This is a genomic window from Amycolatopsis sp. NPDC114478, from assembly GCF_055633805.1.
In genome coordinates this window covers 578985-594191 of sequence record NZ_JBVKDO010000002.1, presented here as the reverse complement: position 1 = coordinate 594191, position 15207 = coordinate 578985, and the positions used below count along the sequence as shown (strand labels likewise).

Sequence of the window (15207 nt, the reverse complement as noted above, 5' to 3'; positions counted from 1 at the left end):
CGCTCACGAGCCCGTCCAGCCACTCCACGTGTGCACCTCCGTGAGCACCACCGCGTGCTCCGGCGGCCGCTCGACGTACTGCTCGTACTTCGCCACCAGCCACGCCACCGGCTCCGCCCCCGGCGCCAGCACCCGCGCCGGGCCGTCCGCGCGGGCCCACCACAGCCGTGACCAGTCCTCGTCGTAGCCGTCGGTCAGAAAACACACCGCCGGGTTCTCCTCGATGTTCCGCAGCCGCCGCAAGGCGACGGAGGACTTCGGCTTGTGGTCCACCGCGAACACCACCTCATCACCCCGCACCGCGAACGTCACCGGCACCAGGTGCGGCACCCCCGCCGCCGACACCGTCGCCAGCCGCGCCACCCGCGCGGCGGCGAACCGCGCGCGGGCCTCCGAAGCCGGGAGCTTCACGTCAGCGCCGGGGCGTCGAACGTCAACGTCCCCAGGTCAGCGTCCAGCGTCACCGGCACCCCGAGCGGCAACGTCGGCGACGACGCCACGTGCCCGAACCCGAACTCCTCCACCATCGGCACCCCCAACGGCCCCAGCCGGTCCAGCAGCAGCGCCCGCACCTCCGCCGGGTCACCGCACGCCGCCCACGAACCCAGCACGATCCCGCGGACCCCGGCGAACCAGCCGCTGCGCAGCAGCTGCGTCAGCATCCGGTCCAGCCGGTACACGCTCTCCGTGACGTCCTCCAGCAGCACCACCGCGTCCCGCGCCGACCCCTGCTCCGGCGTCCCGATCCCGGCCGCCAGCAGCGACAGGTTCCCGCCCGTCAGCACGCCCGACGCCCGGCCCGGCACCAGCACCGAACCGCCGCGCACCACCACGTTCAGCTCGGGCTCGAACAGCGACCGCCGCAGGTGCTCGACCGCGAAGTCGTCGAAGAGCACGCTCGCCGGCATCGGGGAGAACAAAGTGGACAGTCCCAAGTGGACGCCCACGGCCCGGTGCAGCGCCGTGACGTCCGACGACCCGGCCAGCACCTTCGGACCCGCTTCCCGCAACGCCGCCCAGTCCACCAGGTCCAGCATCCGCTGCACGCCGTAGCCGCCGCGCGCCGCGAGCACGCACCGCACCCCGGGGTCCAGCCACGCTTCGGTGAACTCCGCCGCCCGCGCCGCGTCCGAACCCGACAGGTACGGCGGCGTCCCCGGCTCGGCCCGCACGCACGGCCCGACCCGCAGCTCGACCCCCCAGCCGCGCAGCACCGGCACCGCCTTCTCCAGCAGGTCCGCCGGCACCGGGCCGGCCGGCGCCACCAGCGCCACCGTGTCACCCGCCCGCAACCGAGGTGGCCTCATCGCGACAGCTCCAGCTTCGCGACACCCGGCGTCTCGAACCCGAGTACCTGGCCGTAGAACGACAGCTCCGCCTCCAAGGCCGCGATGATCGTCGACGCCTGCCGGAACCCGTGTTGCTCGCCGGGGAATCGCTGGTAGGCGTACGGGATCCCGCGTCCTTCCAGCCCGCCCACGAACCGGTCCGCCTGCTCCGGCGGGCAGATCTTGTCCTCCAGGCCCTGCTGGAAGAGCACCGGCCCGGCCAGCGCCGCCGCGTTCGCCAGCGGCGACCGCTCGACGTACCGCTGCCGCGCCGAGGGCAGCGGGCCGATCAGCCCGTCCAGGTACCGCGACTCGAAGTCGTGCGTGTCGCCCTCGGTGCCGGTCCACCCGGCCAGGTCCAGCACCGGGTACATCACCGTGGCCGCCCGGTAGGTCTTCGTCGTCGTCAGCGACGCCGCCGCGGTGAACCCGCCCGCGCTGCCGCCGCGGATCGCCAGCCGGTCGCGGTCGGCCAGCCCCGCCGACACCAGCGCGTCGGCCACCGCGACGCAGTCGGCGACGTCGACCACACCCCACTGCTCCCGCAGCCGCTCCCGGTAGGCGCGCCCGAAGCCGGTCGACCCGCCGTAGTTCACCGCCGCCACGGCGATGCCCCGGCTGGTGAAGTACGCCAGCTCCAGGTCCACCACCGGCAGGTACTGCCCGGTCGGCCCGCCGTGGACGTGCACCAGCAACGGCGGCCGCTCGCCCTCGGGCGCCGCGAACTCCGCGTTCGCCGGCAGGTACAGCACCACCGGCACGGTCTCGCCGTCGGCGGTGGTGAAGACCCGCTCCTGCGGCACCGGCAGGTACGCCGACGGCAGTTCCGGCTGCGGTGTCAAGTCCGTGACCTCGCCGTCCAGCGAAACGGACACCACCGCGGGCTCCCGCAGGGGACCACCCGCGACCCCGGCGACCTCGTCGCCGAGCACCGCCAGCGAGGTCGACGACCACGCGGTCAGCTCGTCCGCGACTGGGGTCACCGAGCCGTCCGCCTCGTCGAGCACGGCCAGCCGCCCCGACACCAGCACCGCGTGCCGGCCGCCGCCGAGCGGCGCGAACCACCGCGACCCCGCCTTCCACAGCGGCCCGCCCAGCTCCCGCTCCACCGGCGCCAGGTTCACCACCGACCCGTCCAGCCCGACGCGGTGCAGGTTCCACCAGCCGTCCGGGTCCAGCAGCGCCAGCAGCGACGCCGGCGTCTCCCACTCGACCTGGCACACCGCGACGTCGGCGCCGCCGGCCAGCACGCGGTGCGGCCCGAACGACCCGTCTTCGGCGACGGGCGCGACGCACAGCTCGGTCCCGTCCCACGGCATCGCCGGGTGGTCCCAGCCGAACCACGCCGCGTGCCGCCCGTCCGGCGACAGCTTCGGCACGGTCAGGAAGTGGTGGCTCGCCGCCAGCACCCGTTCGCCACCGCCGTCGAGCGCGATCGCCACCAGGTCCCGCGCGACGTCGGTCGGGCGCGGCCCGACACCGCGCTCCCGCACGGCCCACACCTCGCCCGGCCGCCCGGCCCGGAGGTCGCCGTAACGGACGCCCTGGGGCTCCGCGGGCTCGGGTGTCAGCGGCACCACACCGGTTTCGCTGAGCGCGTAAACGCGCTGATCGGCCCAGTGCGTGAAGACCACCACACCATCGGCGACCGCCCACGGCCGCCCGCCGTATTCGTGCAGCCGGTTGCGGACGTTCCACGGTGCCGGCAGCACGTCCTCGGTGCCGCCGGCACCGGCCTTCACCAGGGCGACCCGGCCCTGCTCACCGGGCCGCGCCTCGGCCCACCACACCTCGCCCCCGACGACGTCGAGCCACTGCGGGCCGCCACCGGCGGCGGCCACCTCGGCGGCGGTGATGGGCGAGGACCAGGTTCCGTACGGGGAGATCCGAGACACCCCCAGAGGCTAGCGGCCCGCGAAGGTGGGGCGGCGGATGCCGATCATGCGCCCGTGGCCTAGGGTCGACAGTGCTATGTCTCGCGTAATCCACGTCTTCCGCCAGCCGGATCGGTTCGTCGCCGGCACCGTCGGCGAGCCCGGCGATCGCACGTTCTACCTCCAGGCTTCCGAGGATGTGCGCACCATCAGCGTCACCATCGAAAAGCAGCAGGTCGTCGTCCTCGCCGAACGCCTCAGCTCCCTGCTCGAGGAGGTCGCCAGCCGCTTCGGCGCCGACGTGCCCGACGACGTCCCCGAGGACCTCGTCGACGTCGATCCCCTCACCGTGCCGGTCGAGGAGGAGTTCCGCGTCGGCACCATGGGCCTGGGCTGGGATGCCGACAGCAGCGCCGTCGTCATCGAGCTGCTCGCCATCACCGAGGGCGAGGTCGACGAGACGGTCGTGCTGGACGACACCGAGGAGGGCCCGGACGCCGTCCGCGTCTTCCTCAGCCCGGCCGCCGCCCGCGCCTTCGCCGAGCGCGCCGACCGCGTCGTCAACGCCGGTCGCAAGCCGTGCCCGCTGTGTGGGGAGCCGCTCGACCCGGCCGGGCACATCTGCCCCCGGCAGAACGGCTACCGGCGCGAGACCGAGGCGGACGAAGACTGACCATGGCCACGACCCCCGATCCGGCCGACCCGGCGTCCCGCGAGCTGGTCACCCACGGCCGCATCGACGTCGAAGGCCGCCTGGTCGACGCCTCCAACGTCACGCTCTTCTGCGCCATCGAGCTCGACGGCGTCACCGGCCAGGTCGTGTACAAGCCGGTGTCGGGGGAGCGGCCGCTGTGGGACTTCCCCGACGGCACCCTCGCCGGGCGCGAAGTCGCGACCGCGATCATCAGCGACTCGGCCGGCATCGGCGCGATCCCGCCGACCGTGCTGCGCGAGGGCCCGTTCGGCCCCGGCATGGTCCAGCTGTGGATCGAGACCACCGAAGACGACCTCGTCGAAGTCCTCCCGCCCGACGAGGTCCCCGACGGCTGGCGGCCGGTGCTGCACGCCCACGACCGGCTCGGCGAGCCCGCAGTGCTGGCCCACGCCGACCACGCCGGCCTGCGCGACCTCGCCGTGCTCGACATCGTCGTCAACAACACCGACCGCAAGGGCGGGCACCTGCTGCCCGGCGTCGACGGCCGCGTGTACGGCGTCGACCACGGCATCTGCCTGCACACCGACCCGAAGCTGCGGACCGTGCTGTGGGGCTGGATCGGCGAGCCCGTGCCGCCGGACACCGTCGAGAAGCTGCGCAAGCTGCGGTCGGAGCTGGACGGCGGCCTCGGCAAGACGTTGTCGGAGCACATCACCAAGTTCGAGGTCCGCGCCCTGGCCGAGCGCACCGACCTGCTGCTGACCGAGGGGATCTTCCCCGAACCGGGAGACGACTGGCGCGCCATCCCGTGGCCGCTGTTCTGATCGATCCGCCCGCCCGCGCGCGGCTGGCCGCCCGCTTCGGCGCCGAGCTGGCCGACCCGTGGTGCGACGCGCTCCCCGACCTCGTCGCGCGCCTGACCGCGAAGTGGGGACTCGAAGTCCGCGAAGCACGTCCCGGCAACTCCGGCCGCACGCTGCTGTGCACCGGCCCCGGCGGCGACCTGCAGGTCCTGAAACTCACGCCGGACCCCGAGGTCGCCCACCTGGAGTTCGCCGGGTTGCGGGCGTGGGCCGGGTGCTCCCACGCGGTGCAAGTTCTCGACGCCGACCTCGGCGCCGGCGCCATCCTGCTCGAAGGCCTGGTCCCCGGCACCGAACTGCGCGGCCGGGAGGTCCCGTGGCCGGAGATCGGCGCGCTGCTCACCGAGCTGCACAGCGTCGCGGCCCCGCCCGGCCTGCCGCCGCTGACCGACCGCGTGACCTTCATGTTCGACATCACCGAGCGCACCGTCCCGGGTTCGCCGGCCGCGGAGTACGTGACTCCCGAGCTCCTCGCGAGGGCCCGGAACCGGGCCCTCGCCCTCGCCTCGGACGGGCCGGTCGCGGTCGTGCACGGCGATCTGCACCCGGGCAACGTCCTCGACGCCGGCCCCCGCCGTGGCGCGGTGGCCATCGACCCGCGCCCGAGCGTCGGCGACCCGGCCTTCGACCTCGCCGACTGGCTCTACCTGCCCTTGGCCGCCGGCGGCATGCTCAAGGACGGCATCGACGCACTGCGCCCCCATCTGCCCGGTCTCGACAGCGAACGAGCCCTCGCGTGGTGCGTCGCCCTGGCCCCGCTGGCCGCCCATCCGCCGCTGCGCCGTGGCGAGCACACGCCGTTCACCGATGCCCTGCTGGAGATGGCGCGCTGACCGGCGTGGCATGACCCGTCCGGGTCCCGATGACCACTAGGTTGCCTGGTCGTGCGCTCCCACTCGTATGACGACGTGCTCGCCGGCCCGCGCCGCAAGAAGGTGCCCGAAGTCCCCGCCGAACCCGGCCTGGTCGTCGAGGACCCGGCCAGCGGCTACTGCGGCGCGGTGGTGAAGATCGAGTACGGGAACGTCGTGCTCGAGGACGCCAAGGGCCGCCACCGCGTGTTCCCGCTCGCCCCCGCCGGGTTCCTGCTGGAAGGCAAGCCGGTCACGCTCGTGCCGTACCGGGCCCCGGCCACAGCCCCGGCCCGGCAGGTCTCCGCGTCCGGCTCGGTGAAGGTGCAGGGCCTCAAGGCCCGCGTAGCCCGCGACTCGCGCATCTGGGTGGAGGGCAAGCACGACGCCGAGCTGGTCGAACGCGTCTGGGGCCACGACCTGCGCGTCGAAGGCGTCGTCGTGGAACCGCTCGACGGCGTCGACGTCCTGGCCGACCGGATCGCCGAGTTCGGCACCGGACCCGGCCGCCGCCTCGGCGTCCTGGTCGACCACCTCGTGCCCGGCAGCAAGGAGTCCCGGCTGGTCGAGGCCGTCCGCGACGAGAACGTGCTGGTCACCGGCCACCCCTACATCGACGTCTGGGAAGCCGTGCGGCCCGCGGCCGTCGGGATCGAGGCGTGGCCGAAGATCCCGCGCGGCACCGAGTGGAAGCAGGGGATCTGCGACGCGCTCGGCTGGGGGCAACCTTACGAGGGCTGGCAACGTGTCCTGAGCGGGGTGAGCAGTTTCCGCGACCTCGAGACCCCGCTGATCGGGGCCGTGGAACGGCTCATCGACTTCGTCACCGAGCCGACGGAAGAGGACTGAATGTCCGAATTGTCCAAGGTCACGCGTAGGTCACGTCGAGTCACGGTGCCGGTGCGAACCGGCACGATCTGAGAGCATGAAGCCATGTCCTGGGCACTGGTCTGGTTGATCGTCGGCATCGCCCTGATGATCGCCGAAGTCGTCTCCGGCGACTTCGTGCTGATCATGCTGGGCGTCGGCGCGCTGTTCGGCGCCGGGGCCGACGTGCTCACCGGGAACCTCTTCGTCGACGTCGTCGTGTTCGCCGTCGCCTCCGTCGGCATGCTCGTGCTGGTCCGGCCCGCGCTGAAGCGCCGGTTCCTCGCCGGGCCGATCCACCACACCGGCATCGACGCGCTGATCGGCGCCCGCGCCGTCGTCGTGTCCACAGTGGACTTCGAGGCCGGGCAGGTGAAGCTGGCCGGCGACGTCTGGTCCGCGCGCAGCCTGTCGGAACACCATCCCCCGATCGAGCCCGGCACGCCGGTCACGGTCGTCGAGATCTCCGGCGCCACCGCCGTCGTGTCGGCCGAGCCGTGAGCCTGGGGCTCGTCGTCGTTCCCGAAGGCCGGGCCGCGGTGATCGAACGCGGCGGGCGGTTCCGTGCCGTGCTCGGCCCCGGCCGGCACTTCGTGCTGCCGTTCGCCGACACCGTCCGGGCGCGCGTCGATCTCGGTGACCAGGTCTTGTCGGCGCCACCGCGCGTCATCGAGGCGGGCGACGGGCGGGAGGTCCTCATCGGCTTCGAGGTCGTCTTCGCCGTCACCGATCCGCGGCTGGCGACCTACGGGATCAGCAACCCGGCGATCGCGATCGAACAGCTGACGACCACGGCGCTGCGGCAGGAAGCGAGCCTGACCACGGCCGAGCGCGCCGTCACCGCACCAGGAGACCTGCACCGTACAGTGTGGACGGTCCTGCACGACACCACGGGCCGCTGGGGAATCGAAACCCGGGAGCTGAAGCTCGCGGTGAGCCCGCCCGCGCCGCCCGGAAAACCGTCAACCGCGCAAGAATGGTACTAGGTAAGGGGAAGATCTCTTGACCACCACAGTGATCATCGTGGTCGTCTTATTGGCTCTCTTCGTGATCATCACGGTGGCCAAGGCGATCATGGTCGTGCCGCAGGCGCAGTCGGCGGTGATCGAGCGGCTGGGCCGGTTCCGCACGGTGGCCTCGCCCGGGCTGACCTTCCTGGTGCCGTTCCTGGACAAGGTGCGCGCCCGGATCGACCTGCGCGAGCAGGTCGTCTCGTTCCCGCCGCAGCCGGTGATCACCGAGGACAACCTGACGGTGTCGATCGACACCGTCGTGTACTTCCAGGTGACCGACTCCCGCGCCGCGGTGTACGAGATCTCCAACTACATCGTCGGTGTCGAGCAGCTGACCACCACCACCCTGCGCAACGTGGTCGGTGGCATGAGCCTCGAGCAGACGCTGACCTCGCGCGACTCGATCAACACGCAGCTGCGCGGCGTGCTCGACGAGGCGACCGGCCGCTGGGGCATCCGCGTCGGCCGCGTCGAGCTCAAGGCGATCGACCCGCCGCCCTCCATCCAGGACTCGATGGAGAAGCAGATGCGCGCCGACCGTGAGAAGCGCGCCATGATCCTCACCGCCGAAGGCCAGCGGGAGTCCGCGATCAAGACCGCGGAAGGCCAGAAGCAGAGCCAGATCCTCTCCGCCGAGGGTGCCCGCCAGGCCACCATCCTCGCGGCCGAGGCCGAGCGGCAGTCCCGCATCCTGCGGGCCCAGGGTGAACGCGCCGCGCGGTACCTGCAGGCGCAGGGCCAGGCGAAGGCGATCGAGAAGGTGTTCGCCGCGATCAAGGCCGGCCGCCCGACGCCGGAGGTGCTGGCCTACCAGTACCTGCAGACGCTGCCGCAGATGGCGCAGGGCGACGCGAACAAGGTCTGGATGATCCCGAGCGACTACGGCAAGGCCCTCGAAGGCTTCGCCCGCGCGCTCGGCGCTCCCGGCGACGACGGCGTGTTCCGCTACGAGCCGCCGAAGGACGACACCGTGCCGGACAAGGTCGACCTCGAGGACGAAGAGGTCGCCAGCTGGTTCGAGACGAAGAGCGACCCGAAGGTCGCCGAGGCCGTCGCGGCCGCGGAAGCCGTGGCGCGCCAGGAGGTTCCGGCCCTCGGTACGCCGACGGCCCCGCCCGCGCGGCCGTCGATCCCGCGCCCGGTGCAGCAGCAGCCCGAGCCCGAGGCGGACGACGAGCGTGGCACCGAGGTCGCCCCGGCTCCGCAGCAGCCGCAGCCCCTGCAGAACCCGCCGACCCCGCAGAGCGGCCAGCCGCTCCCGCAGCCGCAGCAGCCGGCCGGGCCGCCCCCGGGTGGTCAGTACCAGGGCCCGCCGCCGCAGTCCCCGCCGCCGGGCCAGTTCGGCGGCCCGCAGAACCCGGGCAGCGGCCCGTTCCCGCAGCAGCCCCCGTTCGGCGGCCCGCGCCGCTGACGCGTCCGTGACAAAAGGGCCCGCCCACCGGAACTCGGTGGGCGGGCCCTTTTGTCACGGGTTCAGCGCTGGTAGACGGTCACGTCGTCGATGTCGGCCTTCGACCGGTCCCGCAGGAAGATCACGCACAGCACCGTGACCACCGCCGACAGGACGATGTAGCCCGAGATCGAGTACGGCGTCCCGGTGGTGTGCAGCAGCCACGTCGCCAGCAGCGGCGCCGGGCCGCCCGCGAACACCGAAGCCAGCTGGTAGCCCAGGCCCGCGCCGCCGTAGCGCAGGTGCGTCGGGAAGCTTTCGCCGATCAGCGCCGCCTGCGGTCCGTACTGCAGCGCGTGCGGGATGAACGACACGACGACCGCGACGAACACCAGCGCGTGGCTGCCGTGCGCCAGGATCGTGAAGTACGGGAACGCGATCACGGCGGTGAACACCGCACCCGTCAGGTACACCCGCTTGCGCCCGACGCGGTCCGACAGCGACGAGAAGAACGGGATCAGCGCGAGCTCGCAGGCGGCGCCGACGAGGACCGCGTTGAGCACGAACGTCTTGCTGAAGTCGTGGCGCGACACGACGTAGATCAGCACGTAGCTGGTGAACAGGTAGAACGGCATCTGCTCGCTGAAGCGCACCCCGGCCGAGAGCAGGATTTCGCGCCAGTGGTGGCGGATCGCGTCGAGCACCGGCGTCCGCGCGGTCTGCCGGCTCTCGATCAGCTTCGCGAACATCGGCGTCTCGAGGATCTTCAGCCGGATCACCAGGCCGACAGCGACCAGGATGAGACTGGCCAGGAACGGCAGCCGCCAGCCCCAGGAGTCGAACGCGGCGGGGGAGAGGGTCGCCGACAGCAGCGTCATCCCGCCCGTGCCGAGCACCAGCCCGACCGGGACGCCGATCTGCGCGAAACTGGCCAGCAGCCCGCGTTTGCGCTGGTCGCCCCACTCCATCGCAAGCAGGACCGACCCGCTCCACTCGCCACCGATGGCGATGCCCTGGACCAGCCGCAGCAGCACCAGCAGCAGCGGCGCGGCGATCCCGATCGCCGACGTCCCGGGCAGCATCCCGACGACGCCGGAGGAGATGCCCATCAGCAGCAGCGTGACGATCAGGGTGGCCTTGCGGCCGATCCGGTCGCCCCAGTGCCCGAAGATCGCGGCGCCGACCGGGCGGGCGGCGAACCCGACCGCGTAGGTCGCGAAGGACTGCATGGCGCCCGCGTAGGCACTCGACGCGGGGAAGAACAGGTGCGGGAAGACCAGCGCCGCCGCGGTGTTGTAGAGGAAGAAGTCGTACCACTCGATGGTCGTGCCGATCGCGCTCGCCAGCGCCGCACGCCGTACTTGCGTCTTCCCGGACTTGGTGTCCGGTTCCACCTTGTGAGTGACGCTGTTGTCGCCCAACACCATCTCGCAACACCTCCGGTGACCGATGTCACACAACAGTGTGACGCCCGTCGACGGTTTCGGCGATCGATGGCCGCCATCTAGTCCGGCCGGTTGAGGAACAAAGTGCAGATTCTGCAACTTTGCAGATTCAGCAAGTTCCGCTACGGTGGAGCCATGGACGCCAGAGGGCTGCGTGAGCGCAAGAAGCACGAGACGCGCATCGCGCTGAGCTGGGCGGCCATCCGGCTGACGGTGGAACGCGGCTACGACAACGTCCGGATCGAAGACATCGCCGCCGAAGCCGGCGTCTCCACCCGGACGTTCAGCAACTACTTCGGCAGCAAGGGCGAAGCCATCGTCGCCCGTCACCACGACCGGGCTCGCGCGATCGCCGAGGCGCTGCGGCAGCGCCCGGCGGGCGAGCCGATCTGGACGGCCATCACCGAAGCCGCGCTGGCCGGGTTCGCCCTCGGCACTCCGGTGACCGAAGGGCGGCCGCCGGAGCAGTCGTGGGTCGAAGGCCTCCGGCTGATGGTCGCGGAACCCGCTCTGCAGGGCGAGTTCCAGAAGGCGGGCGCGGCTGCCGAAACCGAAATCGCGCTCGTCGTCGCCGAACGCACCGGCACCGACGTGGCCACGGACGTCTACCCGCGGCTCGTCGCGGGCGTCGTCGGTGCCGCACTCAACGCCGCCACGCAGCAGTGGCTGCTGGCCGACCGGTCACAGTCGATGGAAGAGGCGCTGCGGGACGTCTTCGGCCGGCTCGCCACCGGTCTGGCCGAACCGCGCTGACCCCGCTCCACCCCACGCCCGGCCGGGGTCGCCGGGCTGGTTCGTCATGCCCTTTTCTCTCCACACCAAGGAGTTCCGTCATGGAAGACGTCATCATCGCGGGCGCCGGGCCCAACGGCCTGATGCTCGCCTGCGAGCTCGCCCTCGCCGGCATCCGCCCGCTCGTGCTGGAGCGGCTGCCCGAGCCGACCGAGGAGAACCGCGCCAACGGCCTGGTCGGCCAGGTCGTGCGCCTGCTCGACCGCCGCGGCCTGCACGAGCGCCTGGCCGGCCCGATCGGGCCGCCCGTCCCCGCGTTCGTCTTCGGCGCGATGCGCCTGGACCTGACGCTGCCCGAGCACAACTCACTGCACATCCTCGGCGTGCCGCAGCGGCGCGTCGCGGCGACGCTCGCCGAACGCGCCACCGAGCTGGGGGTCGAGATCCGCCGGGGGCACGAGGTCACCGGCCTGACCCAGGACGCCGACGCCGTCACGATCGACTTCGCCGGGCCGGAAGGACCGGGCCGGCTGACCACCCGGTACCTCGTCGGCGCCGACGGCGGGCGCAGCGTCACCCGCAAGCTCGCCGGCATCGGCTTCCCCGGTGTTACCGAGGACCGCACGCTCTCCCGCACCGCGAACGCGACCGTGCCGGCGGAGTTCGTCGACCCGGCGTCCGGCGGGCTGACCGTGCCCGGCCACGGCGTGATCCCGCCGTTCTTCCACTACCGCACCGAAACCGGGCTCTTCGTCTACGCGCCGTTCCCCGCCGGGCCGCTCGTCACGACGATGGAGTGGACCGACGACGAAGAGCCCGCCGACGAGCCGGCGATGACGCTCGGGGAGCAGCGCGCGAGCATCGAGCGCGTGCTGGGATTCGACCTGCCGATCGGGCCGCCGCAGGGCGACGGGCCGCACCTGCTGCGGCGGCTGCGCGGGCGCAACACCCGGCTGGCCGACCGGTTCCGCGAGGGCCGCGTCCTGCTGGTCGGCGACGCCGCGCACGTCCACTCCGCGATCGGCGGCCCCGGCCTGAACCTCGGCCTGCAGGACGCCGTCGCCCTCGGCTGGAAGCTCGCCGCCGAGCTGCACGGCTGGGCGCCGGCCGGCCTGCTCGACACCTACGAGAGCGAACGCCGTCCGGTCGCCGAGCGCGTCGTCATGCACACCCAGGCCCAGTCCGCGCTGATCGCGCCCGGTCGCGACGTCACGGCGCTGCGGGAGCTGTTCGGCGAACTGCTGCGGCTGCCGAGCACCGTGCGGCACATCGCCGACCTGATGTCCGGCGCCGACGTCCGCTACGAACCCGGCACCGGGCACCCGCTCGACGGCTGCTGGGCCCCGGACCTCGTGCTGGCCGACGGCACCCGGCTGGCCGAGCTGACCCGGACGGCCCGGCCGTTGCTGCTGGACTTCACCGGCGCGCTGGGCGGGGAGCTGCGCGGCTGGACCGATCGCGTCGACCTCGTCAGCGGTCAGGCGGACGCGGACGCGACCGCGTTGCTGATCCGTCCCGACGGCTACGTCGCCTGGGCGACCAGCGCGGCCGAGCCCGACGACACCGAGCGCAAGGCGCTGCGGACGGCCCTCGAGCGGTGGTTCGGCAAGCCCGTTGACATGTAGGAGATCTCCTACGTATTGTCGGCGGCATGACGATCACCCACGTGCAGTTCTTGACCCTGCCGGTCGCCGACCACGCCCGCGCGCGCGACTTCTACGTCGGCAAGCTCGGCTTCGAGGCGCTCGTCGACCGGCGGACACCGGAGGGCGGGCGGTTCGTGATGGTCGCCCCGAAGGGCGCGCAGACGGGCGTGGTGCTGACCGACCAGCAGGTCACCGGGGTCGAGCCCGGCCCGCGGCACTTCCAGCTGCAGACCACCGACCTCGACGCCGACGTCGCCGCGTTGCGGGCGGCCGGCGTCGAGGTCGCCGACCCGGACGACCGGCCGTGGGGGCGGGCGACGTCCTTCAAGGACCTCGACGGCCACACGCTCGGCCTGCTCCAGCCGTCGGACTTCGGCAACGTCCCGAACTGATGCCGGTCAACGACGACGTCTTCGCCGCCCTCGCCAGCCCGGCGCGGCGGGAAGTCCTGCGGCTGCTGCTCGACGGTCCGATGGCCGCCGGCGCGATCGCCGAACGCTTCGAGATGGCCCGGCCCAGCCTCTCGGAACACCTTCGGGTGCTTCGGGAGGCGGGCCTGGTCAGCGAACAGCGGCAGGGCCGCAACCGCGTCTACCGGCTGGACGCGGCCCCGCTCGAAGAAGTCGCCGACTGGCTCACGCCCTACGAGCGGTTCTGGCGGAGCAAGCTCGCCAACCTGCGTGACCTGCTCGACGAGGAGGACCTGTGACCGAGGACGACCCGACCGCGATCCACGTCGACCAGTTCCTCGCCCACCCGGCCCGCAAGGTCTGGCGCGCGCTGACCGAACCGGACCTGCTGGAGCGCTGGATCAACATGCCCAACGACATCAAACCGGTGGTGGGACACCGGTTCCAGCTCTTGGCCGAACCGGTGCCCGCGGCCGGGTTCGCCGGCGGGCCGGTGGCGTGCGAGGTCCTGGAAGTCGAGCCCGAGCGCAAGCTGAGCATCCGCTGGGGTCCGCAGTGGACGGTCACCTGGCGGCTGGAACCGGAAGGCACCGGCACCCGGCTCTTCCTCAGCCACGAGGGCTTCGACCCCGACGACGAGTTCCAGCGCTTCTCCCGGCGCATCATGGGCGGCGGCTGGCGCTCTCACGTGCCGCGCGCACTGGCCCGGTTGCTGGACACCCTCGACGACCCCACCCCGTTACGATCGGGAGGTGACCCCCGCCGCCGCTGAGCCCACCGAGTCCAAACCCCTGCGCGCCGACGCCCGGCGTAACCGGGCGCGCGTGCTGGAAGCGGCCGAGAGCGTGTTCGCCGCCAAGGGCACCGGGGCGCCCACCGAAGAGGTCGCCCGCGCGGCCGGCGTCGGCATCGGCACGGTGTTCCGGCACTTCCCGACGAAGGAAGCCCTGCTCGAAGCCGTGCTCATCGCCCGGCTGCACCGCTTCGCCGACGAGGCTGAAGCCGTCGTGGCGGCCGACTCCGCCGACCCGGGGGCGGCGTTCTTCACCTTCCTCGCCGGCTGGATCGAGATGTCCAGCGCGAAGAACGCCTACTTCGAGGCGCTCACCGCCGCCGGGGTCACCGTGCCGAAGGCGAAGTCCGAGATCGGCGGCCGGCTGCTCGGCGCGCTCGGGGTGCTGCTGTCGCGGGCCCAGGCCGCGGGCGCGGTCCGCGAAGACCTCGTCCCGGGCGAGCTGATCACGATCATCATCGGCGTGGCGAAGGCCGCCGAGTACGCCGGCCCGGACGCTCAGTTGCGCGACCGGGCCGTCACGATCCTCTTCGACGGCCTCCGCCCGCGCGTGTCAGCGGGGCAGCGCGGCTGAGCCGACCGGCTCCAGCGTCGGGCGCTTCGGGGCCATGGTGTCCCCGGAGGACTCGCCCCGCACGCGTCGCCGCACCCACGGCAGCGCGTGCTCCCGCGCCCACTGCAGGTTCTGGCTGCGGCGCGCGGCCGGGCTGAGCGTCTCACGCGGTGCGAGCTCCGGGCTGGCCAGCGGGTGCTCGACGCCGAGCACGCGCAGGACCTCGATGGCGACCTCGGTGTGGCCGAGCGCGTTGAGGTGCAGCCGGTCCGGCGCCCAGAAGCGGCGGTCGCACAGCTGCCGCATCGACCACAGATCGACCAGCAGCGCACCGTGCCGGGCGGCGATCCCGCGCACGAGCTCGTTGTAGATCGCCACCCGGCCGCGGATCGTGCGGAACAGCGGGTCCTCGACGCCGTCGACCCCGGTGAACAGGATCAGCCGCGCACCGGTGGCGCGGACCCGGGCGACGGCGGTTTCGTAGCCGACGAGCAGGGCGTCGATGTCGACCTTGGGCCGCATCAGGTCGTTGCCGCCGGCGTAGAGGGAGACGAGGTCGGGCTCCATGGCCAGCCCCGCGTCGAGCTGTTCGGCGAGCACCTGCGGCAGCAGCTTGCCCCGGATGGCGAGGTTGGCGTACCGGAAGTCCGGCTCCCGCGAGGCGAGCTGTTCGGCGACGCGGTCGGCCCAGCCGCGCACGCCGTTCGGGGAAGCCGGATCGTCGTCGCCGACGCCTTCGGTGAACGAGTCCCCCATGACCACTAAGCGCTTGCTCATGTCGCCAGTT

Annotated in this window: 18 protein-coding genes; 13 read left to right on the top strand and 5 right to left on the bottom strand. The window is 72.5% G+C overall.

What is annotated here, in order from left to right:
- Nucleotides 1-3 precede the first annotated feature (3 nt).
- Genes ACZ7OH_RS07505 through ACZ7OH_RS07495 form a run of 3 tightly spaced genes read right to left on the bottom strand, consistent with a single transcriptional unit; the run spans nt 4 to nt 3223 of the window.
- A complete protein-coding gene (locus ACZ7OH_RS07505; RefSeq protein WP_470280079.1) occupies nt 4-411 on the bottom strand; it encodes a TIGR03668 family PPOX class F420-dependent oxidoreductase in 408 nt (135 codons plus the stop codon).
- Complete coding sequence (locus tag ACZ7OH_RS07500) at nt 408-1307, bottom strand: S66 peptidase family protein (RefSeq protein WP_470280078.1); 900 nt, start codon at nt 1305-1307, stop codon at nt 408-410. The genes ACZ7OH_RS07505 and ACZ7OH_RS07500 overlap by 4 nt, the downstream gene beginning before the upstream one ends.
- Nucleotides 1304-3223, bottom strand: coding sequence for a prolyl oligopeptidase family serine peptidase (locus ACZ7OH_RS07495; protein ID WP_470280077.1), 1920 nt, complete (start codon nt 3221-3223; stop codon nt 1304-1306). Before ACZ7OH_RS07495 ends, ACZ7OH_RS07500 begins: the two co-directional genes overlap by 4 nt.
- A 76-nt stretch (nt 3224-3299) precedes the next feature.
- On the opposite strand from ACZ7OH_RS07495, the gene ACZ7OH_RS07490 reads away from it, so the two are divergent.
- The 7 genes from ACZ7OH_RS07490 to ACZ7OH_RS07460 all read left to right on the top strand — a co-directional run bounded on the left by ACZ7OH_RS07490 (nt 3300) and on the right by ACZ7OH_RS07460 (nt 8862).
- Nucleotides 3300-3875 (top strand): DUF3090 domain-containing protein, encoded by a 576-nt coding sequence (locus ACZ7OH_RS07490; protein ID WP_400906985.1) that lies wholly within the window; start codon nt 3300-3302, stop codon nt 3873-3875.
- A gap of 2 nt (nt 3876-3877) precedes the next feature.
- Nucleotides 3878-4681 (top strand): SCO1664 family protein, encoded by an 804-nt coding sequence (locus ACZ7OH_RS07485; protein ID WP_470280076.1) that lies wholly within the window; start codon nt 3878-3880, stop codon nt 4679-4681.
- Nucleotides 4666-5553, top strand: coding sequence for an aminoglycoside phosphotransferase family protein (locus ACZ7OH_RS07480; RefSeq protein WP_470280075.1), 888 nt, complete (start codon nt 4666-4668; stop codon nt 5551-5553). Before ACZ7OH_RS07485 ends, ACZ7OH_RS07480 begins: the two co-directional genes overlap by 16 nt.
- Before the next feature lie 51 nt (nt 5554-5604).
- Nucleotides 5605-6420 carry a DUF3097 domain-containing protein gene (locus ACZ7OH_RS07475; RefSeq protein ID WP_470280074.1) on the top strand — a complete coding sequence of 272 codons (816 nt, stop codon included), beginning with the start codon at nt 5605-5607 and terminating at the stop codon, nt 6418-6420.
- 84 nt (nt 6421-6504) lie between these two features.
- Nucleotides 6505-6939 (top strand): NfeD family protein, encoded by a 435-nt coding sequence (locus ACZ7OH_RS07470; protein ID WP_470280073.1) that lies wholly within the window; start codon nt 6505-6507, stop codon nt 6937-6939.
- On the top strand, nt 6936-7424 hold the full coding sequence (locus ACZ7OH_RS07465; RefSeq protein ID WP_470280072.1) for an SPFH domain-containing protein: 489 nt from the start codon (nt 6936-6938) through the stop codon (nt 7422-7424). Before ACZ7OH_RS07470 ends, ACZ7OH_RS07465 begins: the two co-directional genes overlap by 4 nt.
- 88 nt (nt 7425-7512) lie before the next feature.
- Nucleotides 7513-8862, top strand: a complete 1350-nt coding sequence (locus tag ACZ7OH_RS07460; RefSeq protein WP_470280319.1) for an SPFH domain-containing protein — start codon at nt 7513-7515, stop codon at nt 8860-8862.
- Nucleotides 8863-8924: 62 nt separating this feature from the next.
- Here ACZ7OH_RS07460 and ACZ7OH_RS07455 read toward each other — a convergent pair whose 3' ends face one another.
- The gene (locus tag ACZ7OH_RS07455; protein ID WP_470280071.1) at nt 8925-10268 is read right to left on the bottom strand and encodes an MFS transporter; all 1344 of its coding nucleotides are present in this window, start codon (nt 10266-10268) and stop codon (nt 8925-8927) included.
- A gap of 153 nt (nt 10269-10421) precedes the next feature.
- Here ACZ7OH_RS07455 and ACZ7OH_RS07450 point away from each other — a divergent pair, with 153 nt between their 5' ends.
- The 6 genes from ACZ7OH_RS07450 (at nt 10422) to ACZ7OH_RS07425 (ending at nt 14441) form a co-directional block, all read left to right on the top strand.
- Nucleotides 10422-11039, top strand: coding sequence for an acyl-CoA-like ligand-binding transcription factor (locus tag ACZ7OH_RS07450; RefSeq protein WP_470280070.1), 618 nt, complete (start codon nt 10422-10424; stop codon nt 11037-11039).
- Nucleotides 11040-11119: 80 nt separating this feature from the next.
- Nucleotides 11120-12643: an FAD-dependent monooxygenase gene (locus ACZ7OH_RS07445; protein ID WP_470280069.1), complete on the top strand. Its 1524-nt coding sequence runs from the start codon at nt 11120-11122 to the stop codon at nt 12641-12643.
- A 26-nt stretch (nt 12644-12669) separates the two neighbouring features.
- Nucleotides 12670-13056 (top strand): VOC family protein, encoded by a 387-nt coding sequence (locus ACZ7OH_RS07440; protein WP_470280068.1) that lies wholly within the window; start codon nt 12670-12672, stop codon nt 13054-13056.
- On the top strand, nt 13056-13373 hold the full coding sequence (locus tag ACZ7OH_RS07435) for a metalloregulator ArsR/SmtB family transcription factor (RefSeq protein ID WP_400907012.1): 318 nt from the start codon (nt 13056-13058) through the stop codon (nt 13371-13373). Before ACZ7OH_RS07440 ends, ACZ7OH_RS07435 begins: the two co-directional genes overlap by 1 nt.
- Nucleotides 13370-13846: an SRPBCC family protein gene (locus ACZ7OH_RS07430; RefSeq protein ID WP_470280067.1), complete on the top strand. Its 477-nt coding sequence runs from the start codon at nt 13370-13372 to the stop codon at nt 13844-13846. The genes ACZ7OH_RS07435 and ACZ7OH_RS07430 overlap by 4 nt, the downstream gene beginning before the upstream one ends.
- A complete protein-coding gene (locus ACZ7OH_RS07425; protein WP_470280066.1) occupies nt 13827-14441 on the top strand; it encodes a TetR/AcrR family transcriptional regulator in 615 nt (204 codons plus the stop codon). The genes ACZ7OH_RS07430 and ACZ7OH_RS07425 overlap by 20 nt, the downstream gene beginning before the upstream one ends.
- On the opposite strand, the gene ACZ7OH_RS07420 is transcribed toward ACZ7OH_RS07425, so the two are convergent.
- Nucleotides 14421-15197, bottom strand: a complete 777-nt coding sequence (locus tag ACZ7OH_RS07420; protein ID WP_470280065.1) for an SGNH/GDSL hydrolase family protein — start codon at nt 15195-15197, stop codon at nt 14421-14423. The genes ACZ7OH_RS07425 and ACZ7OH_RS07420 overlap by 21 nt on opposite strands.
- Nucleotides 15198-15207 lie beyond the last annotated feature (10 nt).